A 24,939-nucleotide genomic window follows, 5' to 3' on the forward strand; every position below is an offset into this window, starting at 1 on the left:
AATTCACCCCTGCCTGGGTAGCTCTGCTGGTTTCACGTTTAATTCGATCGTCTTGTTGTTTCGTTCAAGGGTGAGCGGCATGGGCTTGCCAACCTCCCCACGATCAACGGCAAGTTGTACTTGCGAAGGGTCGCGGACGACCTCACCATTGACCTCACTAATTAAGTCGCATTGGCGCACGCCGGCTTTGTCTGCAGGGCTGCGAGACATCACTTCGACAACGAGAACAGCATTAACTTCAGGCACCTGGCATTGCCCTCCTGTTGCGTTGATTTCTTTGGCTAGCTGGGGGGTAAGGCTCTGAAGCCTTACCCCGATATAGGGATGAGAAGCTTGCCCTCTCCCCACGATTTGTTGGGCAATTCGTTTGGCCAGGTTGATCGGTACTGCAAAACTCAGCCCGCCTCCCGGTGCAACTTTGATGGCAGTATTGATTCCGATCACCTGTCCTGAGGCATTGATGAGTGGTCCTCCGCTATTGCCAGGGTTTACGGCGGCGTCAGTTTGGATGTAAGGAACTCGTTGCCCCCCCCCTAAGGCGTTGGTGCGGTCGACGGAGCTGATGATGCCTGCAGTCACGGTGTTGTTGAGTCCAAGAGGATTGCCGATAGCGATTGCCCATTGCCCAGGCTTGATGTTGTTGGAATTGCCGAGGGGGGCCACGGGAAGCTTTTTCGCCACGACTTTGACCACGGCGACATCTGTAAGGGGATCACCACCAAGCACTTTGCCGCTGTAACTGCGTCCATCTGGAAGGGTTACCGATACCTGTTCTGCCCCATCAACCACATGAGCATTGGTGAAGATCAGCCCGTCAGAGCGTGTGATGAAACCTGACCCTTGGCCGGCTTGCCGTTGGATGGGAGGTCCGCCGCCGAAAAAGTTGCCAAGGGGGTTTGCGATCCGTTTCACCGTGTCGATGCGCACCACTGCCGGACCAACTTGTTCCACCGCAATCACGATCACATTGGTGCCAGGCTGCAGAGGCGCTGACTTGGGTGGATCACTGACGACAGGGGTGTTGTCTGGGCTTGTCTTAGAACCAATGCCGATACGTTGACGTAACCCTTCGTTGCAGCCACTTAGGTTGATGCTGATGAGGATCAAGCCAAGCCATCTGAGCGGATGCAGCCTGTGGGCAGATAGGGCAAGGGTCATGACAAACGCAGGTGCCAGGGAACGAGAACATCAGGGTCTTATTAAAGACGGCTTGCTCGATAGAAGTTGCGTAGATTCAGCCATCGCAGAGGAAAGGATGTGGTGCTAACGGGCAATGAGCTGTGGTCCAAGGTGCAGCAGGCCCTTCAGCACAATCTCAGCAAACCTACGTTTGAGACATGGATTCGTCCTGCCATTTGTAGTGGTTTTCGTGACGGGGAGTTGACTCTGATTGCTCCAAATAGCTTTGCAAGTAACTGGCTTCGCAAGAATTACGTTCAGACAATCGAGGCGGCTGCGGCGAAGATTTACGGCCAGTCAGTGAGGGTGTCCGTTCAGGCTCAGGAGGAAGACTCTGCTGAGAGGGTGTTGCCACCAATGACATCGGCGCCCATCCCTTCACCTTTGCCTACTGCAGAAACAACCACTGCCTCTGTAGCCCCTTCTAGTGGCCCTCGGCGGATTCTTCCAGGCCTGAACCTGCGCTATGTCTTCAATCGGTTCGTCGTGGGGCCGAATAGTCGCATGGCCCATGCTGCTGCGCTAGCCGTTGCAGAAGCTCCTGGGCGAGAGTTCAATCCTTTGTTCATTTGCGGCGGTGTTGGCCTGGGCAAGACTCATCTGATGCAGGCTATTGGTCACTACAGGCTTGAGATCAATCCCGAAGCAAAGGTGGCTTATGTTTCTACAGAGACCTTCACGAATGACTTAATTCAAGCTATTCGGAAGGATGGTATGCAAGCTTTCCGAGATCGATATCGGGCCACTGATTTGATTTTGGTTGACGATATTCAGTTTATTGAAGGCAAGGAATACACCCAGGAAGAGTTCTTTCATACCTTTAATGCTCTCCATGAAGCAGGTAGGCAGATTGTGATCGCTAGTGATAGACCTCCAAGTCAGATTCCAAAGCTTCAAGAACGCCTAATCTCTCGATTCTCTATGGGCTTGATCGCTGATATTCAGTCGCCTGACCTTGAGACTCGCATGGCAATTTTGCAGAAGAAGGCGGAACAGGAACGCATGATGCTGCCTCGCGATTTAATTCAGTACATCGCTGGGCGCTTCACCTCCAATATCCGTGAACTTGAGGGGGCTTTGACCAGGGCAGTTGCCTTTGCTTCGATCACGGGGCTGCCGATGACAGTTGAATCGGTAGCGCCAATGCTTGACCCTAATGGTCAAGGTGTGGACGTTACCCCACAACAAGTGATTGATAAGGTCTCTGAGGTTTTTGACGTGACTCCTCAAGACATGCGTAGCAGCAGTCGAAGGCGGGCCGTTAGCCATGCTCGGCAGGTGGGCATGTACCTGATGCGTCAGGGCACGGATTTGAGCTTGCCTCGCATCGGTGAGACTTTTGGGGGAAAGGACCACACCACAGTGATGTATGCCATCGAGCAAGTGGAGAAAAGGTTGTCCAGTGATCCTCAGTTGGCTAGTCAGGTTCGGCGTGTGAGAGATCTGCTGCAGATCGATTCACGCCGTCGGCGATAGGTTTCAACAATTTGATTATTTGACAAGATCAGATGAGGTGTATGAGATTTTGTTTGCATCAACATCAGCCTTGCAATGCCTTTCCCTCAAAGCGTTCCAGATGTCACCTTCAAGACTCGCGTGCGCGATGAATCTGTGCCCGGGTCTAATCCATTCCGCTGGCAAGACCTGACTAGTGCTGAAATCTTTAAGGGGCGCAAGGTGGTGGTGTTAGCCCTGCCAGGAGCTTTTACACCTACGTGCTCATCCAATCATTTGCCACGTTATGAGGAGTTGCATGCAGAACTTGTTGCCCAAGGTGTTGATCAGATTGTCTGTCTTTCAGTGAATGATGCTTTTGTAATGTTCCAGTGGAGCAAGCATTTGGGTACCAAGAATATCTTTATGCTCCCTGATGGGAATGGAGAGTTCACTCGTAAAATGGGCATGCTTGTTGAGAAATCCAACCTAGGCTTTGGTTTGCGTTCCTGGCGCTATTCGATGCTAGTGAATGATTGTAATATTGAAAAAATGTTTGTTGAGCCTGGCTTTAGTGATAATGCTGATGGAGATCCGTTTGAGGTCTCTGATGCCGATACGATGCTCGCTTACATGAAGGGTGTGCAACCAGCTGGTGTTAGTTCCCCGCGCCGTGAGTTTGAGGGTTAAACCCTTCACTTTTCTCTTGCCTGTTTATTATATATAAAACTGATTATCTGTTTTCCTGCTTCGCTCTATATCTTACGTAACAAGTAGCAATCCTCTTCTAGGACTGAGTCTTTGTCGCCAAGCTCTTTGACTTCGTCAAGTTGCTTTGAGAGGCTGATGTAATTCGCTTGATCGATCAATTTGTAGCCTAAGAGATTCTCGTGGAATGTTTCGCCGAGTGTATTGGGAGAAAAGTTTCCTATACCGTAGCCTTTCTCGCTGAAGTTCCTTAGCCTTTGGAACATTGCCTTAGAAGTTTCGCTTGGTTTGAATGCATTAAGTGCCAGAAGGCTTCCGGCTATTTGTGTTTGCTGTAGATGTTTAAAAAGTGAATTGACTGAGTCTTGCGAAAGCCAGTATAAAAGCCCTTCTATGAGAATAAATGATTGGCGTGATCCTATCCATTGGCTTAATGAGTCGAATAGTTTTTTGTTTTCGCTGCTCTTATTGAGGTCTGTTGTACGCAGGAATAGAATGTCTCTTTCTGGGAGCCGCTGAGAGGATTGAAGCTTCTGTATTCTTTGCTGTTTTGACTTGATCAGATTGGGCTTGTCTACTTCGCAGGATGCTATGGGAGTGTTGATTAGATAGGGGTAATTGGTGAACCCAGCACCAATATTGATAAAAACCCCATTTGTTGCTTGAATGCTGAACTCTTGAAGCCTTTCTAGAAAGAATCGATGCCTGAGGCAGTGAGCAATATCTTCGGATTTGCCTACCTCCTGAAGGTAACGGTTTGCAAGCTTTTCAGCTGGTTTGGTGACCCATAAATGTGCAAAGTTGTCGAGACTGATGTTGGTATATTTTGCCCTAAAGCAATTAACCACATGCGCTGAGGCGTCTACTCCAGGAAGCACGTTCTTTTATTTGTTGCAATCACTTTAGCGAGCTGTTGATCTTTCATGCCATCAGAGTCATCAAGAGATGCCTTAGGAAGGTGAAGCTATGGACAGCGCAGCTTGCTGATTAGCAGGCTCAAAAGTAGAGCAGCTGCTCCATACCCTTTTAAAAGTGTTTGCCAAGGATTCAATCCGACAAGAGGTGGCTTAAGCAGGCTTGAGGTGCTGCCTCCTACAACGTCGCCATACCAGCAAGCTTGGATGCCTAGACATGACAGGAGTCGATGTAGGCAATGCCGATGTCACAACTAGAGAGAATTGCCTTTAAGTGGCCACCAAGCCAGGCTGTCTCTAGGCAAAAAAACATGAGTAGGAATTGGCTTGCATCAGAAATAATCAGTAGAGCAGGCATTAATGGCTGCTCGCCGGCTATTAGTTGCGGCATTTGTTTCTCAGCGGAGAAAGTCATCAGTGCTAACCCCCCGTTGGTTACTGCAAAAGCTGTAAGGCAAATGTTATTTAAAAAGGATTGATGGCTCTGCGATAGATCACCAGAAAGGATCATCGGCGAACTCCACCTTGAGTTGGCATGACTTCGGTCTGGGAACGATGGCGATGCAGGCTCGCACCACTTCTCCATTCACTTCAATCTCACAAGCACCACAGCTTCCTTGTAAGCAACCTGTGGGAATGATGATCCCTGCGTCTCGAGCAACCTGGAGCCAATCAAGCCCTGGCTCTGTAAGGGAGCTTGTGCCATTGGGCCATTGAATCTCAATCTTAGAGATCGTCATGTTCCCAGCAGTGGGTTGATGTTGACATGTTCTTCGAAAACATCGGCGAGACGATTGAGTAGTTGTTCTCTTTGTTGCTCATGGTTGGATATATCGGTCGGCAAGTCTGCTAAGCCCTTTTGCTTCCGTATCAGATTGAGCCACAGTCTTCGCCAGCGACCATTTTCGAAAATCCCGTGCAGGTAAGTTCCCGCGACTTGACCGTAGCTCTCATTTTTACTGACCCAACCCATTGAGGGATCGTCAGCCATAGGTAGGACAGACTCATGGCTCCCTTGAATGAGTTGGCTATTGCCATGGTGTAATTCAAACCCCTTCACCTTGGCATTGTCTGGCCACTGGGTGATCCTTTGGCATTGTTTTAGAGCCTTACTGCGTTTGAAAACGGTATCTAGAGGCAGCAGATTGAGTCCTGCCATGCTGCTTGATGGGTCTGTTGTTGTGACGCCTTCCAGACCTAGTGGATCTGCCAGAGTTCGCCCAAGCATTTGCATGCCGCCACAGATGCCAAACACATGCCCACCGCTTTGGGCGTAGGTTTGCAACTGACGCCCTAAACCACTGCGGTTTAGCGAATTTAGATCGCGCAGTGTCTGCTTGCTGCCGGGAATGATGACAGCATCTGGTGTCCCGAGGAATGTGCCGGGTTCCACCCATCGCAGCTGAACTGTGGGTTCTGCTTCTAATGGATCGAGATCGGAAAAATTACTGAGGGATGGCAATTTCAAGACAGCGATTTCGATCTCGGCATCATTTTTTTTGCCTCTTCTCTCCAGTAGATCAAGGGAGTCTTCGGGCGGGAAGAGCTCTTCCAGCCATGGCATTACACCGATGACGGGAATTCCGGTTTCGGCTTCTAGCCAATCGCGCCCTTCATTAAAAAGTTCGCGTCGGCCACGGAAACGATTGATGAGTAGCCCGCGTATCAATTGCTTTTCTACCGGCTTCAGTAAAGACAGGGTTCCCATGATCTGGGCAAAAACACCACCGCGTTCGATATCGGCAACGAGCAAACAGCGGGCTCGGAGGAACTGAGCCAATCGCAGGTTGGTGAGGTCTCGCCGTTGCAGGTTGACTTCCACTGGGCTGCCTGCACCTTCCAAGACAAGCCGACCATGGGTGTAAGAGCACTGAAGGTCTTTTAGCGCCTCACGGATGACGCTCCATCCAGGACGGAACCATTGCTCGTAGTAGGTCTCGGCACGCGCCGTGCCAACGCTTTGACCCAGATGGATGACTTCACTGGTGCTGTCTCCCTGGGGTTTGAGCAGCACAGGGTTCATGGCGCATTGGGGCTCGAGTCCTGCCGCCCAAGCTTGCAGGGCTTGTGAATAGGCCATCTCTCCGCCGCTCTCGTCAACCCAGGCGTTGTTGCTCATGTTTTGCCCTTTGAAGGGTATGGGAGTTTCGCCTCGCCGAAGCAGCAGCCTGCAGAGAGCGGCCGACATTAATGATTTACCAGCTCCACTGGATGTGCCTAACACCATCAGGGGGGTCGACATCCCATCGGTGCTCATTGTCTGGGCCAAAGTCGACGCAGATTGTGTTGCAGTCGTTCGAAAATCCCAGCTCGTTGTGTTGGTAACCCTGGTGACTGTTCAAGTAGCTGGCGGCCCAAGGGGGTGAGACGGATTTTCGCTGTCAACCCCTGCCCATCGACTTCACGGCGCAATACGCCAACGGTAATCAACCAGCGAAAATCGGCTTCAACAGCATCAGCTCGCTGAAACCAGCTGCATCCAGGCAAGCAGTATTGCCGGGCTTGCTGCCAAACGCTCTCAGCATTGAGCCCTGTTGTTTGGGCATCGGTATAAAACCTGGTGTCAAACCGTAGACACCGCATGGCTTGAGCAGCACGTTTTTTGCTGCGCATGTCAAGCAATTCCATCTCGCTTGTCATGGCAACGGAGGCAAGGTCGACCATTAATGGCAGCCTAAGAACTTGTTCTCGCTGCTGTAATTGTGTTGATGCTTGCCTCGGCTTCTCCAGCCCGCCGTCGACTGCTTCAACAGGCCTCGATTCCCCATCAAGTGATGGTGAGTGGGGTTGATGAAGAGACTATCCACCATCTTGATCCAGTGCGGCTTGTCAAGCATTTAGCGGAGGCGAAGGCTGGGGTGGTGCATCAACAAATTGAGGCTGCTTCGCCGGTGCTTGGCTGCGATTCAGTGTTGGAGTTTGATGGCACAGTGTTTGGCAAGCCAGCCACGGCGGTGGAAGCCACTAGCCGTTGGCAGCGAATGGCTGGGGCATGGGGGCTTTTGCATACCGGTCACTGTTTGCTCAGTGTTAATGGTGAGCGCCTAAGCGAAACAGTAACGACACGTGTGCTGTTTGCTGCCTTGAGTGATTCTGAGATCGAGGCTTATGTGGCTACTGGTGAACCATTGTTATGCGCGGGTGGCTTTGCTCTTGAGGGTCAAGGTGGCTTGATGGTGGAGCGCCTTGAGGGTTGTTTTAGCAATGTGATTGGCTTGAGTTTGCCCCTGTTGCGGCGCTGGTTGCTAGTTATGAATGAATAAGTTGGATTAACTGATAGTGAGTTATTGAAAGCTTGGCGTTGATTTTTCCATTGTCAAGGTTGATCATTGCTGTGGTTTTTTGAGGCAAGTTGTTTCTCTTTAGGCTCTATTGAGCATGTGATTGTTGCGCTGTTTTTTTTGATGTGCTTTGGCTTCATGAAAAAAAACCCTCGCCGCAATGGCGAGGGTTGAAGGTTTTCCCGATTAACAAGATCGATGCTTGATGTTGAGAATCAGTCCAGATCAGGCATTGACAAGGCTGGTTCGGTCTTACGATCGATGCCTTTTTCAAACCCTGCTGCAACAGCCCTGGCGCGACCAGCGTGGAACCAGTGCCCCACGATGGTGAACCAAGCTAGGAAGAACGCATGACCAGCTAACCACTGGCGAAGGTTCACGAAGTTAACCGAGTTGGGCTCGGTGATGATGCCACCTACTGAATTGATGGAGGCGTTGGGGGCGTGTGTCATGTATTCAGCAGCACGGCGAACTTGCCATGGCTGAACATCGTTCTGAAGCTTGTCAAGGCTCAGGCCGTTAGGTCCACGCAGTGGTTCTAACCAAGGACCACGGAAGTCCCAGAAGCGCATCGTTTCTCCACCAAAGATGATTTCACCAGTAGGAGAACGCATCAGGTACTTACCAAGGCCTGTTGGCCCCATGGCAGTACCAATATTTGCTCCAAGGCGTTGGTCACGAACGAGGAAGGTGAAGCTCTGGGCTTGAGAGGCTTCGGCGTTCGATGGACCGTAGAACTCTGATGGATAGGCTGTGACGTTGAACCATATGTAGGCTGTGGCAATGAAACCACAACAGCTCAGGCCAGCAAGGGCGTAGCTGAGGTAGGCCTCTCCGTTCCAGATGAAGGCTCTACGAACCCATCCCCATGGCTTGGTAGCAATGTGGAAATGGCCGCCAACGAATAGAAGAGCAGCAACGTAAATGTGGCCGCCAATGAGGTCTTCCATTGAGTTGACACCAGTGATCCAACCGGTACCTCCCCAGGGAGAACTGAACACGTATCCAAAGATCACGCCTGGATCAAGTGTGGGGCTGGTGATTAATCTCACGTCGCCACCACCTGGAGCCCAGGTGTCATAGATGCCGCCAAAGAAGCAGGCCTTGAGGATCAGAGCAAGAGCTCCCCAGCCTAGAAAAATCAGGTTGTAACCAAGAATGTTGGTCATCTGATTTTTGTCTTTCCAATCAAGCCTGAAAAATGGAGAGCTGTAATCCTGAAGTTTTTCAGGGCCGGCCAAGGAGTGATAGACCCCACCCAAGCCGAACACAGCAGAGATGATTAAGTGCATCACCCCGCAATGGAAGAACGGGTAGATGTCTACGATTTCGCCACCTGTACCAACGCCATAACCAAGCGCTGCCACATGTGGCATCAAGATCAGGCCTTGCTCGAAAATTGGCTTGTCGAAGGTGAAGTGACTGACTTCGAACAGGAGCATGGCTCCTGCCCAGAAAGTCATCAGACCTGCATGGGCAACGTGGGCGCCAAGTAGGCGTCCAGAAAGGTTGATGAACCGGGCATTACCTGCCCACCATGCGTAACCGGTGGATTCAAGGCTGTATCCCCCGGCATTCTGCAGTATGGAAGATTTAAAGGGCGTTTCCACGTGGCATTACCTCTTCAGGGAATACAAAGTTTTCGTGAGGTTGGTCCGCAACGGACATCCAGGCTCGGATACCTTCGTTAAGAAGAACGTTCTTGGTGTAGAAGGTCTCGAATTCGGGGTCTTCAGCGGCGCGTACTTCCTGCGACACGAAGTCGTAGGCACGCAGGTTGACTGCTAAGCCAACGATGCCAACCGAAGGCGTCCACATGCCCATGACAGGCACGAACAGCATGAAGAAGTGCAGCCAGCGCTTGTTGGAGAAGGCGATTCCGAAGATCTGGCTCCAGAAGCGGTTGGCGGTGACCATCGAATAGGTCTCTTCTTCCTGGGTGGGATCAAACCCTTTAAAGGTGTTTGACATAGCGCCATCCTCGAACAAGGTGTTCTGCACCGTTGCGCCATGGATGCCACAAAGCAAGGCTCCACCGAGGATTCCTGCTACTCCCATCATGTGGAAGGGATTCAGAGTCCAGTTATGGAAGCCCTGCAAGAAGAGAATGAAGCGGAAGATTGCTGCTACCCCAAACGAGGGAGCAAAGAACCAGCTGTGTTGTCCTAGGGGGTAAATGAGGAAACACGCCAGAAAGACAACCACTGGGCCTGAGAAGGCAAGTGCGTTGTAGGGGCGTATGCCAACCAAACGGGCAATCTCGAACTGTCTCAGCATGAAGCCGATCAGAGCGAAGGAGCCGTGAAGGGCTACGAAGGTCCAGAGGCCACCGAGCTGACACCAGCGCACGAAATCACCCTGAGCTTCAGGGCCCCATAGCAGCAGCAAGCTATGACCCATCGCATCTGCGGGGGTGCTTACAGCGGCGCTAAGGAAATTGCAGCCTTCCAGATAGGAACTTGCAATGCCGTGGGTGTACCAGGAGGTAACGAAGGTGGTGCCGGTAAACCAGCCTCCTAGGGCCAAATAGGCCGTAGGGAACAAGAGGAGGCCAGACCAGCCAACAAAAACGAAGCGGTCGCGCTTGAGCCAATCATCGAGGACGTCAAACCATCCCCGCTGAGGCGCGCGTCCTACAGCGATCGTCATGGGAAAAAAAACGGTGCGGTTCTGCCGCAAGCTGTGGGATACCCAAAGACTTTAACAATCCCCAAGGGGTCTTTGGGAGCGAGTTGCCTTGAGCTGAAACCCCTTGTAGTGGTGTTGCTCCTTTGGCTTGCTTCAAATCTGCCCGTTGTGGGCTGTCGCAGTCCAGAATGGAGATTCATATTGGGTAGTCATGTCAGCTGATCTCCAGGAAACCCCTAAGGCCGGAGATGCTTCTCTAGAGCGGCTTGAGCAATCGGTTCTCGGTTTTCGACGTCTCTCCAATCAGCTCTTGGCCGTCATCGTCACAATCGGCGGCCTTGGCTTCACACTGACCTGTCTGTCTAGTTATTTGGGGCGAGATCTTCTTCCCATCGGCAGTCCTTCGTCTCTCCTATTCGTGCCTCAGGGCTTGGTGATGGGTCTGTATGGCATAGCTGGTTTGCTGCTTGCGAGTTACCTCTGGGCGATGATCAACATCAATTTGGGTGCAGGTAGCAACAACTTTGACAAGGCTTCCGGGATGGTGAAAATTTGCCGTCGCGGATATTTCAAGCTGATCAGCGCGGAGTTCCCCCTCAAGGATGTCAAAGCCGTCAAGGTTGAGGTACGTGATGGTTTCAATCCCCTTCGCCGCTTGTCCTTGCGGGTTCAAGGTCGGCGAGACATCACTCTTACCCGCGTCGGTCAGCCTCTCCCCCTCGCACAGTTAGAACAGGATGGTGCTGAGCTAGCGCGTTTTCTTGACGTGAATCTTGAAGGGCTCTGAATTGTGCGGCTCTCATCCCTTGCGCGTTTGATTCGGCGTCAAGACATCTGGGGATTTCTGCTTTGTATGCCCTTATTGGTTGGCTGCAGCAAGTCCACTACGGAATCGATCAAGGCGGTTTGTTCCTCGCTGAGTAGCCCCTGCTTGCAGGGCAAGGCAAATGTGCAGATGAGTACGAATCGAGGCGCAATCATCCTTGAGGTGGATGGTGATGCTGCTCCTGTTACCGCAGGTAATTTTGTCGATCTTGTTAAACGTGGTGTCTATAACGGCACCGTTTTTCATCGGGTCGTGAAAGAGCCCGTTTCCTTTGTTGTTCAGGGTGGTGATCCTGCTTCAAAGGACCCTAAGACGCTCAAGACCAATTACGGGAAGGGTAGTTTCATCGATCCCGCCAGTGCTCAGGCCCGCTTCATTCCCTTTGAAGTGAAGTTGAAAACAGATGACCAGCCTCGCTATGGAAAGTTGATCACCAACCCCAGAGAGTTGCTGCAATTGCAATTGACTCATAAGAAAGGGGCTCTGGCTATGGCTCGTTCTCCGGCGCCGGATTCAGCCAGTGCTCAGTTTTACATTGCTTTGCGCCCTTTGCCCGAACTTGATGGCCGTTATGCCGTTTTCGGCAGGGTGATCAAGGGGTTGGAGGTGGTGGATGCGATTCAGCAGGGTGATCGTATTTTTAAGGCCAGCCTGCTAATGGCGAAATAAAAACCCTTAATGCATTGCCAATCACTTAGGCCGGTATTCGGCTGCCGCTGGGAGAGACCTTTAAGAGTTCGGTGTTTACCCCTGAGGCCCTTACCAGAGCGACCTTGCCGGTACGGGCGATTTCGATGATCCCGTAAGGGGTTAGCAAGCTTTCGAGCGCCACCAGCTTGCCTGGGTCACCCACCACCTCAAGGGTAAGCGCGCCATCGGCCACATCAACCACTTTCGCTCGGAAGACCTGAACGAGATCGAAAATGGAGCTGCGCTGGTGAGCGGGTGCGGAAACTTTGAGCAGCATGAGTTCTCGTTCGACTGCCGGTTGCCTGGTTAGATCAAGCACCTGCAGGACGTTGACGAGTTTGTCGAGCTGTTTGCTCATCTGTTGGAGGGCATGATCGTCTCCCTCTACAACCATCGTGAGTCGAGATTGTCCAGGCGTTTCGGCTGGACCCACCGCAAGGCTGTCGATGTTGAAACCACGGCGTGCAAAAAGTCCTGCGATCCGGCTTAGAGCTCCGGATTCGTCTTCGACTAGCACTGAAAGGGTGTGCTTCATGCCCGTTGTTGATCATTCCCTAAATTAAGGTTCAGCCAGCTGAACACGGCTTTATCAAAAGCCTGAGTGGATTCGTCATGGGGGCAATGGCCAGTTTCATCAAGCACTGAAAGAGTGATCCATGGGTATTGATGTTGCAGTAGATGGCCAATTTTTAATGGCACAAAACGGTCCTCTCGTCCCCAGAGAAGCAGTATGGGGGGGCGATCGGGCCTGCTAGCCAGGCGTTTTAGTAAGCGAGGAGCTGTGCAGCCAACTGGCCGCAGTGTCATGCCAACGCACATCGCTCTTAGGGCGCGAGCTGCCGAGGGTCGCCTTGCAGGTTGGGCGATCAGGTGTAGTAGCTCATGGTCTAACTGGATGGAGTGGTGGTAGCCCATCTGAAGAGCTGCTTTAAGGAGTGGCGTTCGTGCGATGAGAGGAACAATCAGTTCCAGAGGCAAGAGGCGGAAGATGATTGCGATCAACTTGTGCTTCAACCGGCGCCACCAGCGGGTGGGGCGGAAGCTCAATGGTTCAACCAATGCAGGATCCGGTAATGGAGCGGCTACCACAGCTCCAACAAGGTCTGGGCGGAATGCGGCAGTGGTGAGAGCCGTTAGTGCTCCTAGAGAATTGCCTATTAGTACTGCTTGTTGAGAGGGGCTGGCCTGGACAATCTGCTCAAGAAAGGCTGCTAATTGTTTTCCCCATAGTCGATTGTCGAGGCGTCGAAATTGTTTCAGTCCTGGCTGGGCTGAAGCTCCAAAACCGATCAGATCAAGGCTGTAGATGCGGAATCCTGCCGCTTTTAGGGGTGCCGCATTGTGTCGCCAATGAGCGCTGCTGGCACCGAATCCGTGGATGAGCACGAGTGGACGTGCGTCCTCTGCTCCCAGTACACGCCAGTGACAACGTAGGCCTTGCCAATACCAATCATGGGATTCGCCCCAGTCAGCACCTGTCTCTTGAATGGCCCGCTCGGCAGTCTGGAAGTCAGTTGCAAACAAAGCGGCTTGAACCAACCCACTACCCACTATCGCGAAGGCTCAGTCGTTTTGGAGCCAGGAGGTGGTTTCTTCCGCCCAGAGTCTCGTCCTTCCCGTGATCTTTCGGTTTTATTGGCTGCTTTTCAGCAGCAGAGGAGAGAGAAGTTTTCGCCTGCTTTGCACTGGTTGGACCTTATGGCTGGTTGCGGTATTCGTGCTTTGCGCTGGGGGTTGGAGGCTGTTAAACCCTCATTGTTGGCGTCAGGAGTAGAGCAGCTGCCAGAGCTGTGGGTGAATGATGCCGATCTTGAGCGCGCTTCTCTTTTGGAGAGGAATCTGGCCCCTCTGCGCCAAGAGCAAATCTCGCTAAAGCTTTTTCATCAGCCCGCTGAGGTCCTCCTCAGCCGTGCCTACCTCGATCAGTGTCGTTTTGATCTGATTGATCTCGATTGTTTTGGTTGTCCGAATGCGTTTCTGCAACCTGTGTTGCAGGTTCTCGCTTCTGAGGGGCTGTTGCTGCTTGCAAGCAGTGATGGTCGCTCTCCCACAGGCCATGACCGGCCAGGGGCAATTCGCAGTTTGGCTGCTGCGGCTCGGGTGCATCCAGCCAGCTGGGAGATCGCTTTGAGGCTGCAGCTTGGGGTTCTTGCACGACATGCCTGGCTGCTAGGGCGTGGTTTGGAGCCCCTGGTTAGCTTTAGTGAAGGTCGTACTTTTCGTGTTGCGGTAAGGATCAAGCGTCGACTTGCTGCCGGTGAGGAGAGCCAGCTTGGGCTTTTAGCTCGCTGTGAGGCTTGTGGTGCTCAGCTTGCTCAACCACTGCTCTCCCTACAGGGATGGTCAGGGTGTATGTGTTCTCAAGGAGGTGGCCGCTGGGCGGTGAGCGGTCCCCTTTGGCTGGGCCCCCTTCAGTCGCCAGATGTGTTGGCCGATTTGTTGGTGTTAGCAGAACAGTCGATCGTTCCGATCGCATCCGCCACACTTCGGCTGTTGCATCGCTTGCAGTCTGACATCGGCTTGCCGGTCTATTGCTGGCCCACAGCTGAACTGGCCAAGCGTCTGGCTTTGTCTGGCCCGCCGTCAGTTTTGGCATTGGTCAAGGCTCTGCGTTCTGCTGGCTATGAGGCTTGCTGCAGTGCCGTTATGGCAGGACAACTACGAACCGATGCGACAGTGACCGAGCTTTTGCGGATTTGCCACGAGATGTGTCAGGAAGGGCGTTAAATGGTGTGCGTGATTCACATGCCCATTCATGGCTTCGGAGATTTTCGGGATTGCTGCCGTCTTCTGGGTGTTGATCCCAGTTGGTCTTGCAGGTGGTGCTCTCTTGTTGAAGCTTCAGGGGGACTGAAGTTCGCAGACTGGAGTCGCTCGATATAGGCTCCTTGCTTGTATTGATGGGCCCTATGCAGGTTCTGGTGGTTGGTGGAACTGGCACCCTTGGGCGGCAGATAGCCCGCCGTGCCATTGATGCTGGCCATCAGGTCCGCTGCATGGTCCGTAAACCTCGTAAAGGGGCTTTCCTGCAGGAGTGGGGTTGCGAACTCACCTGCGGCAATCTGCTTGATCCGGGGACTATTGATTACGCTCTTGATGGCGTCGATGCGGTCATTGATGCGGCCACGAGCCGTCCCGATGATTCTGCGAGTGTCTACACAACCGATTGGGACGGAAAGCTCAATCTGCTGAGGGCTTGTGAGAAAGCCGGTGTGAAGCGCTATGTCTTTCTTTCTTTGTTGGCAGCTGAGAAGCATCTCAACGTGCCACTGATGGACATCAAATTCTGCACCGAGAGGTTGTTGGCAGATTCGTCATTCGATTACACGATTTTGCAGGGTGTGGCCTTTATGCAGGGGTTGATTGGTCAAATCGCCATACCCGTTCTTGAAAACCAGACGGTTTGGGTGAGTGAAACGCCTACAGCAGTTGCATACATGAATACCCAAGACGTCGCACGTTTTGCTGTGGCTGCTTTGGAGCGTCCTGAAACGATCCGTCGCAGCTTTCCTGTCGTGGGTCCGAAGGCTTGGACCTCCGAAGAAATTGTCAAATTTTGCGAAAAGTCCAGCAGTAAAACAGCCAAGGTGATTCGTGTGTCACCTTTTCTGATCGGAGTGAGCCAGAGAGTGGTCTCATTCTTTGAACAGTCAGTGAATATGGCTGAAAGACTTGCTTTTGCAGAGGTCACTGGAGGGGGAATTGCTTTGGATGCACCGATGGATGACACCTATTCCTGCTTTGGCTTGGATCCGTCGGAAACCACCCCTCTTGAGAGTTATATCTCCGAGTACTACGACACGATCCTCAAGCGTTTGCGTGAGATGGAGGCAGATCTCGACGAGGAAAGCAGGAGAAAGCTGCCTTTTTAAGGAATTTTCTATCTAACACTGGCGCGAGGATGGTTTATTTGTACTATTTGCATGTCTGTTTTTGCTCCTGCTGGCATGTCTGTTGTTCAAGTCAAAAACCTGCAGCGCCGACTAGACAATTTGTCTTGTGAGGCTATTCAGGAGCTCGATCGGGCTTGTGGGCATGAGCTTTGGCGCAACCTTGGATTCGATGCCTTTGACGGCCTCGAGGATGCTGAGCGCCGGGCTAGGGCCAATTACTACTACGGCCAGTTGCAGACAGTGAATGAGCTGCTGGAGGCCTTGGGCTGATGCCATTGGGTCATGCAGGCTTAGCCACCGATTCTTTCCCTTCCGACCACAATGCATTGGTCTTTCTTGAAGGGCTTTTTTCATGAGCAGTAGCTGCTGTAGTCCCTCTGCTTCAGACCCTGGAGCTGATGCGTTGGATCAGACGCAGGCTGTAGAGGAGCGCTATGGAGCTGCAGCGCATGCCCAGGAAGCTTGTTTGTGTACCCCGGTGGCTTTCGATCTCAGCCTGCTGCAGGCCATCCCTCGTGATGTTGTGGAGCGCGATTACGGCTGCGGTGACCCAACTCGCTGGGTTAAGCCTGGTGACACTGTGCTTGATCTTGGCAGTGGCAGTGGCAAAAACGCCTTCATTTGTGCCCAGCTGATCGGTTCGGCGGGTGCCGTGATTGGGGTGGATCGCAATGTTGAGATGCTCAACCTGGCTCGTCAGGCCGCACCAGTTGTGGCGGAGCGGATTGGCTTTGCCAATGTGCGCTTTGTGGAGGGCGCTATCGAAGCGCTTGAAGCCCCTCAGGTTGATGGAGCTCCGCTAATTGCCGATCGGTCGATTGATGTGGTGTTGAGCAACTGTGTGCTCAATTTGGTGAATCCTGCAGATCGTCAGAATCTGCTGGCCAACATTCGCAGGGTTTTGCGGCCAGGTGGACGGCTTGCTGTTAGCGATATCGTCTGTGATAAGCCAGTACCCCTTGCTCTTCAGCAGGATCCGGAACTTTGGAGTGGCTGTATTAGTGGTGCCTGGCAGGAAGAGGCCTTCCTAGAGGATTTTCGTGCTTTGGGCTTTGAGAAGGTGAGCTATGCCGATCGTTCTGATCAACCCTGGCAGGTGGTTGAAGACATTGAATTTCGCGCCGTCACGCTTGTGGGTCAGCTGCCGGACGATTGAGGAGGGACAGCAGGAGGTTGGTCTCTCTTGATGAGACCTGCCTCCATTGGCCAGGATCCAGCCCTTCAATGCTGAGGGGTGGCTCACCATCCATAAGCTCGATGCGATGACGGATCAAGCGAAGGGTTGGCAGCCCCACTGCTGCTGTCATCCGTCGAACCTGTCTGTTTCTCCCTTCTTTTAACTTCAATTCAAGCCAGCTAGTGGGGATGCTTTGCCGCACACGGATGGGTGGGTCACGCTCTCTCACGATCGGAGCAGCTTTTCCCTTCAGCCAGCTCACTAGGGCAGGACGGGTTCTCTTTCCCTGAATGATCACTCCTGAGGCAAGTTTTTGTAGTTGACTTTCACTAGGAGAACCTTCTACTTGCACCCAATAAACCCGCCAGTGGCTCAAATGGGGATTGGTGAGTCGATGCTGCAGGCGCCCATGGGCAGTGAGAACCAATAGGCCTTCACTGTCAGCATCTAGGCGGCCTGCCGCATACACCCTGGGTATGGGGATCAAGTCTGCTAAGCACCTCCACTGGCTGCCTGGTTCTGGGGTGAACTGGCTTAGGACGCCGTAGGGCTTGTTCAACAGAAGGGTCGTGAAGTCGTTTGCTTGGGTGGTCAGCTGATCAGTCAGTAGACGCGAGCAGTGTCAGCATAGATAGATCGTTGTAGGGATCGTCAGCGCTTGATTGCTTCAATAGAGATGAGTCATCCTTTAAGCCTGAGTCTTAACGGTGGACCATCATGGAGCGTGGCGAAATGACAATCGGCCCTAGAGACTGTTTGACTCTGCCGTGTTTGCAGGGGGCTGCAACCTAAACTCCGATTTAACCAATGAGCCACGGCACAACCGCATGATCGAAACCTCGGGTGTGATTGAGAAGGAACAAGGTAACGGGTTCTATCTGGTCACCCTTGAGCAGCCCGCCGGTCATCAGTGTTTATGTCGTGCCGCCGGCAAGCTCACCAAGTTCCGCATCAAATTGCTCGCTGGTGACAAGGTGCTGGTGGAGATCAGTCCCTATGACCTCACTCGAGGCAGAATCACTTATCGAGAGCGAAATGCTGGAGCCCCAGGGGGGCGTCCAGGTGGAAATCGCCCTGGTGGCCCACGACGACGTTAATCAGCTTCATAAGAATAGATGGGCTGGACTGGAATCCTTGATAAGGATTGACACTGCTGCTTTGTTAGGCTTTGCCAATTCAACTTTCATTTGATAATGATACAAACTGTTTCTTGCTGGTAGAAAAATCTTTACTGCTTGATTCCAATTTTGTTCTAAAGAATTGGTTGTTGCCTTGCTCAATTAAATAGCCTAGATAATGATATTATTGGTGAGAACAATCCCGGTAATAATCTCTGAGAGTTCATAATTTTACTCTCGTGAGTTGAGGCTTTTATTGGTTCTCTGACGGCTTGACTTCTGCGTGTAAAATATTTCAAGTCAGCAGAAATCCCTGGCTAAATTTGCCTAGATCTCTAGGGCCTCGTCTGCGTCGCTTGTTTTGTCGTAGGAACGGCTTTTGCTGGGAAGGTTCGGCACCACAAGAGCTGAGGCCTCAAGTAGTTCGTGATGTCCACCTGGACATGTGATCCACTCGCGGAATTCTTGGGTGATGGCGTAACTGTCTTCGTAGCTCTCTTTGCTGTCTAGTAAAGCGATTCTGGCGGATGCCCAACACGTTGAAACGCTTATACGTCGTCGAATAGCTGTGTTCATGATTGGTCCCCATTGGCCAGAGAATTGCATGTAAGTGGTCTGTATTTGGTTTGATTTTATAGAACGTCGCATTTTTCTTTCGCAAAAGTTGTCGTCAACGCTGCAAAAAACTGGGCAGATTTGGTGTGCGTAGTCGGATGACAGCACCTGCTCCATCGTTGACTGCTTCGAGTGGCAGGCTTGGGCCTCGCCAGTGAACCATCGTTGTGTTTTCCTCTGCTTTCGCTTCGCTGTCTCTGATGAGATATGGCTCTGTCTTCGACCAGCTTCGGGCATGGCCCATCAGTAAGGGATCTGCAGGTGCAAAGACATAGGAAGGGTGACGAGGTACCGGCTCTAACGATGCTCTTGCTGTGGAGATCCTTACAGCGCGAGTGATTCCCTGTATGAATCGGCTGCGCGTTACCACCGTTGTGAGATAAGCAACCACGCGAAGTCTTGGGGCATCGAATCCCTCGGCACACATGTCGATGCTTACTAACCAGTCGGCTTTGCTTGTTTGGAAGGCTGCCAGGCGAGCACTGGCATCACGGTCTTGGGAATGCACCAGCTCGACACGATCGCCTTCTTCTTGCAGGAGCTGGGCGATGCCACCAGCGTGTTCGATATCTCTAGCGATCACAAGGCCTGCGGCATCGTGATGGTGGCGACGTACCTTCTCAAGTTGACGTCGTGCCCGTAGTAACAGTTGCAAGGCAATGCTGCTTGAGTCTGAGATCCGAATAGCCCTTCGCAGATTGCGTGCTCGCCAGCTTTCACGCACTTCAGCAGAGAGGGGGGAGACATCTCGATCGGGCTGTCCAGGACGGCTGTGTTCCACCCAGCCGTCCTGGAAGCGGAATTCGAGGGGGCGCACATCTCCAGCATGAATCAGCTCATTAGGTTCCACGCAGAGATCTGGGCTGATCTGCTCCACCAGAGCTCCCTCGGCTTCCACGCGCACCCGTCGGGCTGCACAGAAGGCCAGATTGTCGGCGCGGAAGGGCGTGCCAGTCAGACCAAGCCGTATTTTGCTGCTGCCAGTGAGAGCAAGAAAGGTGCGTCCCCAGGCTGGGCCTTGAGGTTCATCTGGATTCATCCCGAGGTGGTGGGCTTCATCGGCAATAGCGAGTAAGCCGTCACCGGCCCAGTCTTTTAGTTCTGCTATCAGGGTCTCTAACTGAAGACCGGCACCTTGATAGGTCACTGCCCAGCCGTCGGCTTGTTTGAGGATCTCGGGTTGTTCTGGGCAGGCTTCCCAGTCCTGCAAGTTGAGTCCTAGTTGTTTAGATGCTTGGTGCCATTGATTGAGGATCGAGTTGCGGTGGCAAAAAACTATGAATCGCGTTAAGCCTCCCCCTCTTTGCATGGCCTCGAAGCTGAGGAGGGCGCCGAGGGTTTTACCTGCACCTGGGCCAGCATGCACAAGCACATCTCGCCCTTGGATTGCCTGTGGAGACAGTCTGCGACGCAGCAGCTGAATCAGCTGTTGCTGCCAAATGCGGGGTCGGATTTTGGGCTGGCAGGACTCTCCCAGCAGTTCAAAGGAAGGCTTGGAGATGGCATTGCACGAGAAGATAGGTCTTTCTAACCATTTCTTTCGCTGCTGGCATCTTTAGCTTCCAGCCAAGAGCTTCTGGGGTTTTCGGCCCCCTGGCACCATGGCCAAACGCCGCCATTCATCACAGTTTATTTTTCAGCAACGCCGCAGCTTGGAGCAGTGCTGGCTCAATGAATGTGACATTGATCCGCTGATCCTAAGAGCACGCTGGCTCCATCGCCAAGGCCTGAAGCTTCAGGCCTTGGCGATGGAGCAGGAGTTGTTACCAATTATCTGACTGAGTTCAGAGCGCTTCGGTGTGGTTCACGAGTAGGTGCTCAACCTCATTGAGGCCTTCGCTTGCAGCAGTGTGTGCGATCTCGAAGTTGCCCTGAGCCTCATCCATGAGTTGACTAGCTAAGCGATCGAGCAATTGCTCCTTTTGCTCCTTGAGCATCGTTAGCAATTCGTTTTCGATCAGCTTTTGAACCGCTGATGCCCTCAGGGTGTCTGAACCGGCTTCAGCAAAGGTTCCCTGAACCAGTTCTTGAATAAACAGTCGGTGGACTTCACTGCTGCGTAGGAAACTCTCGGTGGCGTTGATAATGCCGTCTACCAAAGCTTTGTCAGGCTCTGACTCCTGTTTGTCGAGCTTGAATTCCCAATCCAAATGGCGTCGCTGCCATCCTGCGGAATGGAGGCTAGGCATCACTGTCTGGGAGAAGGTATCCACCGAAATCTCGTAGATCCGTTCTGCCAGACGTTCACACCATTCTCTCCCGTGTCCCTGGAGGTTGTTCTGCATTGTGGAGCGCTCCACAGCATGGCCTCCGTGATGGCTATGGCAAACACCATCCGGACATTCGATTGCAGTTAGGCCCATGGAGGGAGTTGGAGTTAACAATCCTTCTTAGCTATAAAGCCAGCTGAAAAACTCTTTTCTTCAGGAAAGCTCCCGGTGCCGGGAGGTCGACCCCGTAATCTCGCCTGGTTCAACCAGTCCTGTCTTTTGCCCAGACTCTTAATTCCGGTGGAATCGGCGATGGGAGAAACCCGTGTTGCGGCCTCGCCGGACACGGTGAAGAAGTTTCTTTCTCTGGGAAGCAAGGTTGCCATTGAGCGTGGCGCCGGCCTTGCCGCAGGTTTTGTTGATGGTGATTTCAACACCATTGGTGCGGAGCTGGTTGCTCCGGGAGATTCACAGGCCTGGAGCGAGGCCGATGTCGTCCTATGCGTTCAATCTCCTTCTGCTAGTGCTTTGGCAAGGATGCGATCTGGGGCCCTTGTTGTTGGTTTGTTGGCGCCTTATGCCAACAGTTCTTTAGCAGCGTCGCTGAAGACAGCAAAGCTCTCAGCGATGGCCCTAGAGCTGCTGCCGAGAATTAGCCGGGCACAGTCTGCGGATGCCCTTTCCTCTCAGGCCAATATTGCTGGCTACAAGGCGGTGCTGTTGGCTGCTGCTGCCCTTGATCGTTACTTTCCGATGTTGATGACGGCAGCTGGCACGGTGCAGCCAGCGCGGGTCGTGGTATTAGGTGCTGGTGTGGCTGGATTGCAGGCAGTTGCTACAGCAAAGCGTCTGGGTGCTGTGGTCTATGTCAGTGATGTCCGCTCTGCCGTGAAGGAGCAGGTGGAGTCACTTGGGGCACGCTTTATCGAACCTCCTGAAATTGATCAGAGGCCAGATGAGTCTGGTGGTTACGCCAAGCAGGCTTCTGAGGCTTTTTTGACGGCTCAGCGTGAGCAGCTCTCCAATCAGTTAGCGGAAGCCGATGTGGTGATCTGTACTGCTCAGGTGCCTGGTCGAAAAGCTCCACGATTAATCAGTGATCTCATGCTCGATCGCATGCGCCCAGGTGCTGTGGTGGTCGATCTTGCCGTTGAACAGGGTGGAAATTGTGCGAATACTCGTCCTGGTGAAACAGTCGATCGCAATGGCGTGAAGTTGATCGGTGCCTCCGATCTCCCTTGCAGTGTTCCCAATCACGCCAGTGCTCTTTACTCTCGCAATTTGGCCGCTCTGTTGGAGCCCGTTTTAAAGGACGGTCAGCTCACTCTGAACATTGAGGATGAGTTAATTGCCGGATGCCTGATCAGTCACAACGGTGTGATTCGCCATGACGATGTGTTCAACACGGGAGGGTCCAACTGATGTCGTTCTTGAGTGAGGCCCTTTGGGTGCTGCTGCTTGGCAGCTTGCTTGGCCTTGAATTGATCGGCAAGGTGCCTCCCACTTTGCATACGCCTTTGATGAGTGGTGCCAATGCGATCTCGGGCATCACGATGTTGGCCGCTCTCACCCTGATCATCAAGGCCGGTAACAACATCCCTCTGCTGGCGATGGGTGCTGTTGCTCTTGGTTTCGCCTTGTTCAACGTGATTGGCGGATTTCTCGTTACCGATCGGATGCTGGCCATGTTCAGCCGCAAGTCATCTCGCCGCAGGGACAACCACTGATGAATATTGCTGAGATCCTCAAGTTCGCGATTGATCTAGTCGCGGTTTTACTCCTTGCCCTTGGGATCAAGGGCCTTTCGAAGGTGCGCTCTGCTCGTGAGGCCAATCGCCTTGCCGCTGTTGCCATGGCACTTGCCGTGGTGGGCTTGATCGTGAACTATCTAGGCACCACCGGCATCGCTGCTGAAGCCTGGATTTGGATCATTTTTGGCACGGTGGTCGGTGGATGTCTCGGTGCGATCACAGCGCAGCGTGTGCCGATGACCTCCATGCCGGAGACCGTTGCTCTGTTTAACGGCTGCGGAGGCATGTCGTCGTTGTTGGTGGCTCTCGGTGTTGCAATCTTCCCGTCAGCCGCTGGTGCTGGAGAAGCAGGCAGCGGAGTGGTTGAAGACATCTCGATTGTGGTGTCTGTTTTTGTTGGCTCGATCACCTTCTCAGGATCCATCGTGGCGATGGCAAAGCTGCAGGGCTGGCTGTCAACACCCCCTTGGATGCAGAGCAGGGTTCGGCATGCAGTGAACATTGCACTTGCTGTGATGTCTTTAGTGGCTGCCATCGAACTTGGCCGCCATGGCGACAACGTCAGTGCGCTGTGGTTGCTGGTGATCGGGTCTGGTTTGTTGGGAATCGGCGTAACGCTACCGATTGGCGGCGCCGACATGCCAGTGGTGATCTCACTTTTGAACAGTTATTCAGGTGTTGCGGCGGCGGCGGCAGGTTTCGTTGTCGGTAGTCAGTTGCTGATTGTGGCTGGCGCCATGGTTGGAGCTGCTGGTCTGATCCTTACTCAGGTGATGTGCAACGGCATGAATCGCTCCTTGGTATCAGTGTTGTTTGGTGGAGCGTTAGGTGCAAGCGCTGCTTCTGGCGGCGGTGGCGAATATAAAAACATCACCAGTTGCAGCGCTGAGGAGTGTGCGCTCACCCTTGAGGCGGCAGAGCGGGTTGTCATCGTTCCCGGTTACGGCCTGGCTGTAGCACAGGCCCAGCACACGCTTAGGGAAGTCACCCGTGCTTTGGAGGCAGCTGGAATTGAGGTCACCTATGCCATCCATCCGGTTGCTGGACGGATGCCAGGCCATATGAACGTTCTCTTGGCTGAGGCTGATGTTCCTTATGAGCAGCTCAAGGAGATGGATGTGATTAATCCTGAGTTCCCAGCCACTGACGTGGTGCTGGTGCTAGGGGCGAACGATGTTGTGAATCCTCAGGCCAAGACCGATACAACTTCACCTCTTTATGGCATGCCTGTGTTGGATGTGCAGGAGGCTCGCACGGTGTTCGTGGTGAAGCGGGGCATGAGTGCGGGCTACTCAGGGATTAAGAATGATCTGTTTGAACTTGCCAATACTTCCATGGTGTTTGGTGATGCCAAGAAGGTGTTGGGTGATCTTTTGGTTGAACTAAAGGAGCTTGGTGTTGGCAAGAAGGGGTGAACCCCATCCCGAGCTGCTGAAGCAGCTCGGGATGCCTTCTTTTAGACAGAGATTGCCTTGGCTTGGCGGTGATTTGCAGACCCTTAGGGACACCCTGAGACCGGTGCGCTTGCCGAGTGATCGAGGCGAAGCGATTGAAATTGCAGTACCTGCCTTGCCGAGCGGTATGGCTGGTTCTGGTCAGTTGTTGGCTTTGTTTGATCGCCCTCAAGCGACCCTCCATGCGCGTGGCTTGGTTTTGCTGCTGCATGGATTGGGGGGCTCTAGTCGACGTGAAGGTCTACGACGCATGGCCTGCGCTCTTCAGACGGCTGGTTTTGCCGTGCTGCGCTTGAATTTGCGTGGTGCAGACCCTGGCCGGCATCTCTCAGCAGGGACCTATGCCGCTGACTGCAACAGCGATCTTGGCCCGGTGTTGTTACGGGCCCGGCAGCTCTGTGATCAGCTTGGGAGTGAGGGTGTTGCTTCGAGAGGGGCAGTCCCTCTGCTTGGGGCCGGTATTTCCCTTGGGGGCACGATGCTTCTCAATGCCTGTCTTGAGCCAAGCCACGCGCGCGCGCCTGGCCAAGCGGTTTTGGATGGATTGGTTTGTACCAGTAGTCCCCTTGATTTAGCGGCTTGCAGTGCCTCAATCGAGCGACCCCGCAATAGGGTTTATCAGCGTTGGTTGCTGCAGCGATTGATTCGTCAAACTTTGGCGGATCCCTTCGGAGTGACTGTGCAGGAAAGGGAAGTGCTCAATGGGGAGAAGGGTCAGAGCCCGCCAGCAACGATCCGAGAGTTTGATGCTGCCATCACAGCACCGCGCTGGGGTTATGGCGATGTTGATGCTTACTACGCTGGCGCCTCACCGTTGATCGCCTTGCTTGAGAACCCCAGCCGCCTGCCGCCAACACTGCTCCTGCAAGCGCTAGATGATCCCTGGGTGCCAGCAGAAGCCGCTCAACAGTTGGTAGCGAACATGTCTCCATCCAGTGAGCAGCGAATCCAAGTGTTGTTGACAGCTCACGGCGGCCACAATGGTTTCCATGCCATCGGAGGCTGCTGGGGGGATCAGGTGGTGGCCCGTTGGCTGTCAAAGTTTGGAGCTTGACTAAAAA

At 53.1% G+C, this 24,939-nt stretch carries 30 protein-coding genes; 16 read left to right on the forward strand and 14 right to left on the reverse strand.

Annotated features, from left to right (window positions below; genetic code table 11):
* Window positions 1-3: 3 nt before the first annotated feature.
* Window positions 4-1,158, reverse strand: a complete 1,155-nt coding sequence (locus SIB74_RS02615) for a trypsin-like peptidase domain-containing protein (RefSeq protein WP_063396116.1) — start codon at window positions 1,156-1,158, stop codon at window positions 4-6.
* A 99-nt stretch (window positions 1,159-1,257) separates the two neighbouring features.
* Here SIB74_RS02615 and dnaA point away from each other — a divergent pair, with 99 nt between their 5' ends.
* Together dnaA and SIB74_RS02625 are read left to right on the forward strand one after the other, a co-directional pair.
* Window positions 1,258-2,655: a chromosomal replication initiator protein DnaA gene (gene dnaA, locus SIB74_RS02620; protein ID WP_063396389.1), complete on the forward strand. Its 1,398-nt coding sequence runs from the start codon at window positions 1,258-1,260 to the stop codon at window positions 2,653-2,655.
* A 75-nt stretch (window positions 2,656-2,730) separates the two neighbouring features.
* Window positions 2,731-3,303 (forward strand): peroxiredoxin, encoded by a 573-nt coding sequence (locus SIB74_RS02625; protein WP_063396115.1) that lies wholly within the window; start codon window positions 2,731-2,733, stop codon window positions 3,301-3,303.
* A gap of 65 nt (window positions 3,304-3,368) precedes the next feature.
* On the opposite strand, the gene SIB74_RS02630 is transcribed toward SIB74_RS02625, so the two are convergent.
* The 5 genes from SIB74_RS02630 to SIB74_RS02650 form a co-directional block, all read right to left on the reverse strand.
* Window positions 3,369-4,199 (reverse strand): class I SAM-dependent methyltransferase, encoded by an 831-nt coding sequence (locus SIB74_RS02630; RefSeq protein ID WP_063396114.1) that lies wholly within the window; start codon window positions 4,197-4,199, stop codon window positions 3,369-3,371.
* Window positions 4,200-4,446: 247 nt separating this feature from the next.
* Complete coding sequence (locus tag SIB74_RS02635; protein WP_156486124.1) at window positions 4,447-4,650, reverse strand: hypothetical protein; 204 nt, start codon at window positions 4,648-4,650, stop codon at window positions 4,447-4,449.
* A 79-nt stretch (window positions 4,651-4,729) separates the two neighbouring features.
* Window positions 4,730-4,975 (reverse strand): 2Fe-2S iron-sulfur cluster binding domain-containing protein, encoded by a 246-nt coding sequence (locus SIB74_RS02640; protein ID WP_063396112.1) that lies wholly within the window; start codon window positions 4,973-4,975, stop codon window positions 4,730-4,732.
* A complete protein-coding gene (locus tag SIB74_RS02645) occupies window positions 4,972-6,492 on the reverse strand; it encodes a cobyric acid synthase (protein ID WP_413681768.1) in 1,521 nt (506 codons plus the stop codon). The genes SIB74_RS02640 and SIB74_RS02645 overlap by 4 nt, the downstream gene beginning before the upstream one ends.
* Window positions 6,489-6,875, reverse strand: coding sequence for an Npun_F0494 family protein (locus SIB74_RS02650; RefSeq protein ID WP_413681769.1), 387 nt, complete (start codon window positions 6,873-6,875; stop codon window positions 6,489-6,491). The genes SIB74_RS02645 and SIB74_RS02650 overlap by 4 nt, the downstream gene beginning before the upstream one ends.
* A gap of 62 nt (window positions 6,876-6,937) precedes the next feature.
* Here SIB74_RS02650 and SIB74_RS02655 point away from each other — a divergent pair, with 62 nt between their 5' ends.
* Complete coding sequence (locus SIB74_RS02655; protein WP_063396111.1) at window positions 6,938-7,498, forward strand: nucleoside triphosphate pyrophosphatase; 561 nt, start codon at window positions 6,938-6,940, stop codon at window positions 7,496-7,498.
* A gap of 233 nt (window positions 7,499-7,731) precedes the next feature.
* Here the strand turns inward: SIB74_RS02655 and psbC are convergent, their stop codons facing one another.
* Both psbC and psbD read right to left on the reverse strand, forming a co-directional pair.
* The gene (gene psbC, locus SIB74_RS02660) at window positions 7,732-9,126 is read right to left on the reverse strand and encodes a photosystem II reaction center protein CP43 (protein WP_063396110.1); all 1,395 of its coding nucleotides are present in this window, start codon (window positions 9,124-9,126) and stop codon (window positions 7,732-7,734) included.
* Window positions 9,110-10,165 carry a photosystem II D2 protein (photosystem q(a) protein) gene (gene psbD / locus SIB74_RS02665; protein WP_041374731.1) on the reverse strand — a complete coding sequence of 352 codons (1,056 nt, stop codon included), beginning with the start codon at window positions 10,163-10,165 and terminating at the stop codon, window positions 9,110-9,112. Before psbD ends, psbC begins: the two co-directional genes overlap by 17 nt.
* A 190-nt stretch (window positions 10,166-10,355) precedes the next feature.
* On the opposite strand from psbD, the gene SIB74_RS02670 reads away from it, so the two are divergent.
* Both SIB74_RS02670 and SIB74_RS02675 read left to right on the forward strand, forming a co-directional pair.
* The gene (locus SIB74_RS02670) at window positions 10,356-10,931 is read left to right on the forward strand and encodes a photosystem I assembly protein Ycf4 (RefSeq protein WP_011825507.1); all 576 of its coding nucleotides are present in this window, start codon (window positions 10,356-10,358) and stop codon (window positions 10,929-10,931) included.
* A 3-nt stretch (window positions 10,932-10,934) separates the two neighbouring features.
* On the forward strand, window positions 10,935-11,639 hold the full coding sequence (locus SIB74_RS02675) for a peptidylprolyl isomerase (RefSeq protein ID WP_082818488.1): 705 nt from the start codon (window positions 10,935-10,937) through the stop codon (window positions 11,637-11,639).
* A gap of 25 nt (window positions 11,640-11,664) precedes the next feature.
* On the opposite strand, the gene ilvN is transcribed toward SIB74_RS02675, so the two are convergent.
* Window positions 11,665-12,195 (reverse strand): acetolactate synthase small subunit, encoded by a 531-nt coding sequence (ilvN, locus tag SIB74_RS02680; RefSeq protein ID WP_011130547.1) that lies wholly within the window; start codon window positions 12,193-12,195, stop codon window positions 11,665-11,667.
* Window positions 12,192-13,199: an alpha/beta fold hydrolase gene (locus SIB74_RS02685; protein ID WP_082818502.1), complete on the reverse strand. Its 1,008-nt coding sequence runs from the start codon at window positions 13,197-13,199 to the stop codon at window positions 12,192-12,194. Before SIB74_RS02685 ends, ilvN begins: the two co-directional genes overlap by 4 nt.
* Here SIB74_RS02685 and SIB74_RS02690 point away from each other — a divergent pair.
* From SIB74_RS02690 to SIB74_RS02710, 5 genes are all read left to right on the forward strand, one after another.
* Window positions 13,113-14,387: a N2,N2-dimethylguanosine tRNA methyltransferase gene (locus SIB74_RS02690; RefSeq protein WP_063396108.1), complete on the forward strand. Its 1,275-nt coding sequence runs from the start codon at window positions 13,113-13,115 to the stop codon at window positions 14,385-14,387. The two genes, SIB74_RS02685 and SIB74_RS02690, sit on opposite strands and share 87 nt — an antisense overlap.
* Before the next feature lie 28 nt (window positions 14,388-14,415).
* Window positions 14,416-14,514 (forward strand): cytochrome b6-f complex subunit PetM, encoded by a 99-nt coding sequence (gene petM / locus SIB74_RS02695; RefSeq protein ID WP_011130544.1) that lies wholly within the window; start codon window positions 14,416-14,418, stop codon window positions 14,512-14,514.
* A gap of 55 nt (window positions 14,515-14,569) precedes the next feature.
* Window positions 14,570-15,532: an NmrA family NAD(P)-binding protein gene (locus tag SIB74_RS02700; RefSeq protein ID WP_063396107.1), complete on the forward strand. Its 963-nt coding sequence runs from the start codon at window positions 14,570-14,572 to the stop codon at window positions 15,530-15,532.
* Between the two features lie 75 nt (window positions 15,533-15,607).
* A complete protein-coding gene (locus tag SIB74_RS02705) occupies window positions 15,608-15,823 on the forward strand; it encodes a hypothetical protein (RefSeq protein WP_011130542.1) in 216 nt (71 codons plus the stop codon).
* 82 nt (window positions 15,824-15,905) lie between these two features.
* Window positions 15,906-16,709 carry a methyltransferase domain-containing protein gene (locus SIB74_RS02710; protein WP_063396106.1) on the forward strand — a complete coding sequence of 268 codons (804 nt, stop codon included), beginning with the start codon at window positions 15,906-15,908 and terminating at the stop codon, window positions 16,707-16,709.
* On the opposite strand, the gene SIB74_RS02715 is transcribed toward SIB74_RS02710, so the two are convergent.
* On the reverse strand, window positions 16,678-17,289 hold the full coding sequence (locus SIB74_RS02715; RefSeq protein WP_011825514.1) for a pseudouridine synthase: 612 nt from the start codon (window positions 17,287-17,289) through the stop codon (window positions 16,678-16,680). The two genes, SIB74_RS02710 and SIB74_RS02715, sit on opposite strands and share 32 nt — an antisense overlap.
* Window positions 17,290-17,557: 268 nt before the next feature.
* Here SIB74_RS02715 and infA point away from each other — a divergent pair, with 268 nt between their 5' ends.
* Window positions 17,558-17,827, forward strand: coding sequence for a translation initiation factor IF-1 (infA, locus tag SIB74_RS02720; RefSeq protein ID WP_006041809.1), 270 nt, complete (start codon window positions 17,558-17,560; stop codon window positions 17,825-17,827).
* 348 nt (window positions 17,828-18,175) lie between these two features.
* On the opposite strand, the gene SIB74_RS02725 is transcribed toward infA, so the two are convergent.
* Window positions 18,176-18,424: a hypothetical protein gene (locus SIB74_RS02725; protein ID WP_063396385.1), complete on the reverse strand. Its 249-nt coding sequence runs from the start codon at window positions 18,422-18,424 to the stop codon at window positions 18,176-18,178.
* 94 nt (window positions 18,425-18,518) lie between these two features.
* Window positions 18,519-19,940 carry a DEAD/DEAH box helicase gene (locus SIB74_RS02730; protein ID WP_369818039.1) on the reverse strand — a complete coding sequence of 474 codons (1,422 nt, stop codon included), beginning with the start codon at window positions 19,938-19,940 and terminating at the stop codon, window positions 18,519-18,521.
* A 124-nt stretch (window positions 19,941-20,064) separates the two neighbouring features.
* Between SIB74_RS02730 and SIB74_RS02735 the strand changes: the two genes are divergently transcribed.
* Complete coding sequence (locus SIB74_RS02735; protein ID WP_197463296.1) at window positions 20,065-20,241, forward strand: hypothetical protein; 177 nt, start codon at window positions 20,065-20,067, stop codon at window positions 20,239-20,241.
* 6 nt (window positions 20,242-20,247) lie between these two features.
* Here SIB74_RS02735 and SIB74_RS02740 read toward each other — a convergent pair whose 3' ends face one another.
* Window positions 20,248-20,826, reverse strand: coding sequence for a hypothetical protein (locus tag SIB74_RS02740; RefSeq protein WP_011825519.1), 579 nt, complete (start codon window positions 20,824-20,826; stop codon window positions 20,248-20,250).
* Window positions 20,827-20,952: 126 nt separating this feature from the next.
* On the opposite strand from SIB74_RS02740, the gene SIB74_RS02745 reads away from it, so the two are divergent.
* Genes SIB74_RS02745 through SIB74_RS02760 form a run of 4 tightly spaced genes read left to right on the forward strand, consistent with a single transcriptional unit; the run spans window position 20,953 to window position 24,932 of the window.
* A complete protein-coding gene (locus SIB74_RS02745) occupies window positions 20,953-22,095 on the forward strand; it encodes a Re/Si-specific NAD(P)(+) transhydrogenase subunit alpha (protein ID WP_197463306.1) in 1,143 nt (380 codons plus the stop codon).
* Window positions 22,095-22,400: an NAD(P) transhydrogenase subunit alpha gene (locus tag SIB74_RS02750; RefSeq protein WP_011825521.1), complete on the forward strand. Its 306-nt coding sequence runs from the start codon at window positions 22,095-22,097 to the stop codon at window positions 22,398-22,400. The genes SIB74_RS02745 and SIB74_RS02750 overlap by 1 nt, the downstream gene beginning before the upstream one ends.
* Window positions 22,400-23,839 carry an NAD(P)(+) transhydrogenase (Re/Si-specific) subunit beta gene (locus SIB74_RS02755; protein WP_063396102.1) on the forward strand — a complete coding sequence of 480 codons (1,440 nt, stop codon included), beginning with the start codon at window positions 22,400-22,402 and terminating at the stop codon, window positions 23,837-23,839. The genes SIB74_RS02750 and SIB74_RS02755 overlap by 1 nt, the downstream gene beginning before the upstream one ends.
* Complete coding sequence (locus SIB74_RS02760) at window positions 23,820-24,932, forward strand: YheT family hydrolase (protein ID WP_063396384.1); 1,113 nt, start codon at window positions 23,820-23,822, stop codon at window positions 24,930-24,932. The genes SIB74_RS02755 and SIB74_RS02760 overlap by 20 nt, the downstream gene beginning before the upstream one ends.
* Window positions 24,933-24,939 lie beyond the last annotated feature (7 nt).

The organism is Prochlorococcus sp. MIT 1306 (assembly GCF_047304515.1).
GTDB classification, from domain to species: Bacteria; Cyanobacteriota; Cyanobacteriia; order PCC-6307; family Cyanobiaceae; genus Prochlorococcus; species Prochlorococcus marinus_D.

Bases quoted from the DNA above. Each gene is read 5' to 3' on its own strand.
- SIB74_RS02615 (WP_063396116.1), bottom strand. From the start codon at position 1,158: ATGACCCTTGCCCTATCTGCCCACAGGCTGCATCCGCTCAGATGGCTT.
- SIB74_RS02625 (WP_063396115.1), top strand. From the start codon at position 2,731: ATGCCTTTCCCTCAAAGCGTTCCAGATGTCACCTTCAAGACTCGCGTG.
- SIB74_RS02635 (WP_156486124.1), bottom strand. From the start codon at position 4,650: ATGACTTTCTCCGCTGAGAAACAAATGCCGCAACTAATAGCCGGCGAG.
- SIB74_RS02640 (WP_063396112.1), bottom strand. From the start codon at position 4,975: ATGACGATCTCTAAGATTGAGATTCAATGGCCCAATGGCACAAGCTCC.
- SIB74_RS02645 (WP_413681768.1), bottom strand. From the start codon at position 6,492: ATGAGCACCGATGGGATGTCGACCCCCCTGATGGTGTTAGGCACATCC.
- SIB74_RS02650 (WP_413681769.1), bottom strand. From the start codon at position 6,875: ATGACAAGCGAGATGGAATTGCTTGACATGCGCAGCAAAAAACGTGCT.
- psbD (WP_041374731.1), bottom strand. From the start codon at position 10,165: ATGACGATCGCTGTAGGACGCGCGCCTCAGCGGGGATGGTTTGACGTC.
- SIB74_RS02670 (WP_011825507.1), top strand. From the start codon at position 10,356: ATGTCAGCTGATCTCCAGGAAACCCCTAAGGCCGGAGATGCTTCTCTA.
- ilvN (WP_011130547.1), bottom strand. From the start codon at position 12,195: ATGAAGCACACCCTTTCAGTGCTAGTCGAAGACGAATCCGGAGCTCTA.
- SIB74_RS02690 (WP_063396108.1), top strand. From the start codon at position 13,113: ATGGGATTCGCCCCAGTCAGCACCTGTCTCTTGAATGGCCCGCTCGGC.
- petM (WP_011130544.1), top strand. From the start codon at position 14,416: ATGGCTTCGGAGATTTTCGGGATTGCTGCCGTCTTCTGGGTGTTGATC.
- SIB74_RS02700 (WP_063396107.1), top strand. From the start codon at position 14,570: ATGCAGGTTCTGGTGGTTGGTGGAACTGGCACCCTTGGGCGGCAGATA.
- SIB74_RS02705 (WP_011130542.1), top strand. From the start codon at position 15,608: ATGTCTGTTGTTCAAGTCAAAAACCTGCAGCGCCGACTAGACAATTTG.
- SIB74_RS02710 (WP_063396106.1), top strand. From the start codon at position 15,906: ATGAGCAGTAGCTGCTGTAGTCCCTCTGCTTCAGACCCTGGAGCTGAT.
- infA (WP_006041809.1), top strand. From the start codon at position 17,558: ATGATCGAAACCTCGGGTGTGATTGAGAAGGAACAAGGTAACGGGTTC.
- SIB74_RS02725 (WP_063396385.1), bottom strand. From the start codon at position 18,424: ATGAACACAGCTATTCGACGACGTATAAGCGTTTCAACGTGTTGGGCA.
- SIB74_RS02735 (WP_197463296.1), top strand. From the start codon at position 20,065: ATGGCCAAACGCCGCCATTCATCACAGTTTATTTTTCAGCAACGCCGC.
- SIB74_RS02740 (WP_011825519.1), bottom strand. From the start codon at position 20,826: ATGGGCCTAACTGCAATCGAATGTCCGGATGGTGTTTGCCATAGCCAT.
- SIB74_RS02750 (WP_011825521.1), top strand. From the start codon at position 22,095: ATGTCGTTCTTGAGTGAGGCCCTTTGGGTGCTGCTGCTTGGCAGCTTG.
- SIB74_RS02755 (WP_063396102.1), top strand. From the start codon at position 22,400: ATGAATATTGCTGAGATCCTCAAGTTCGCGATTGATCTAGTCGCGGTT.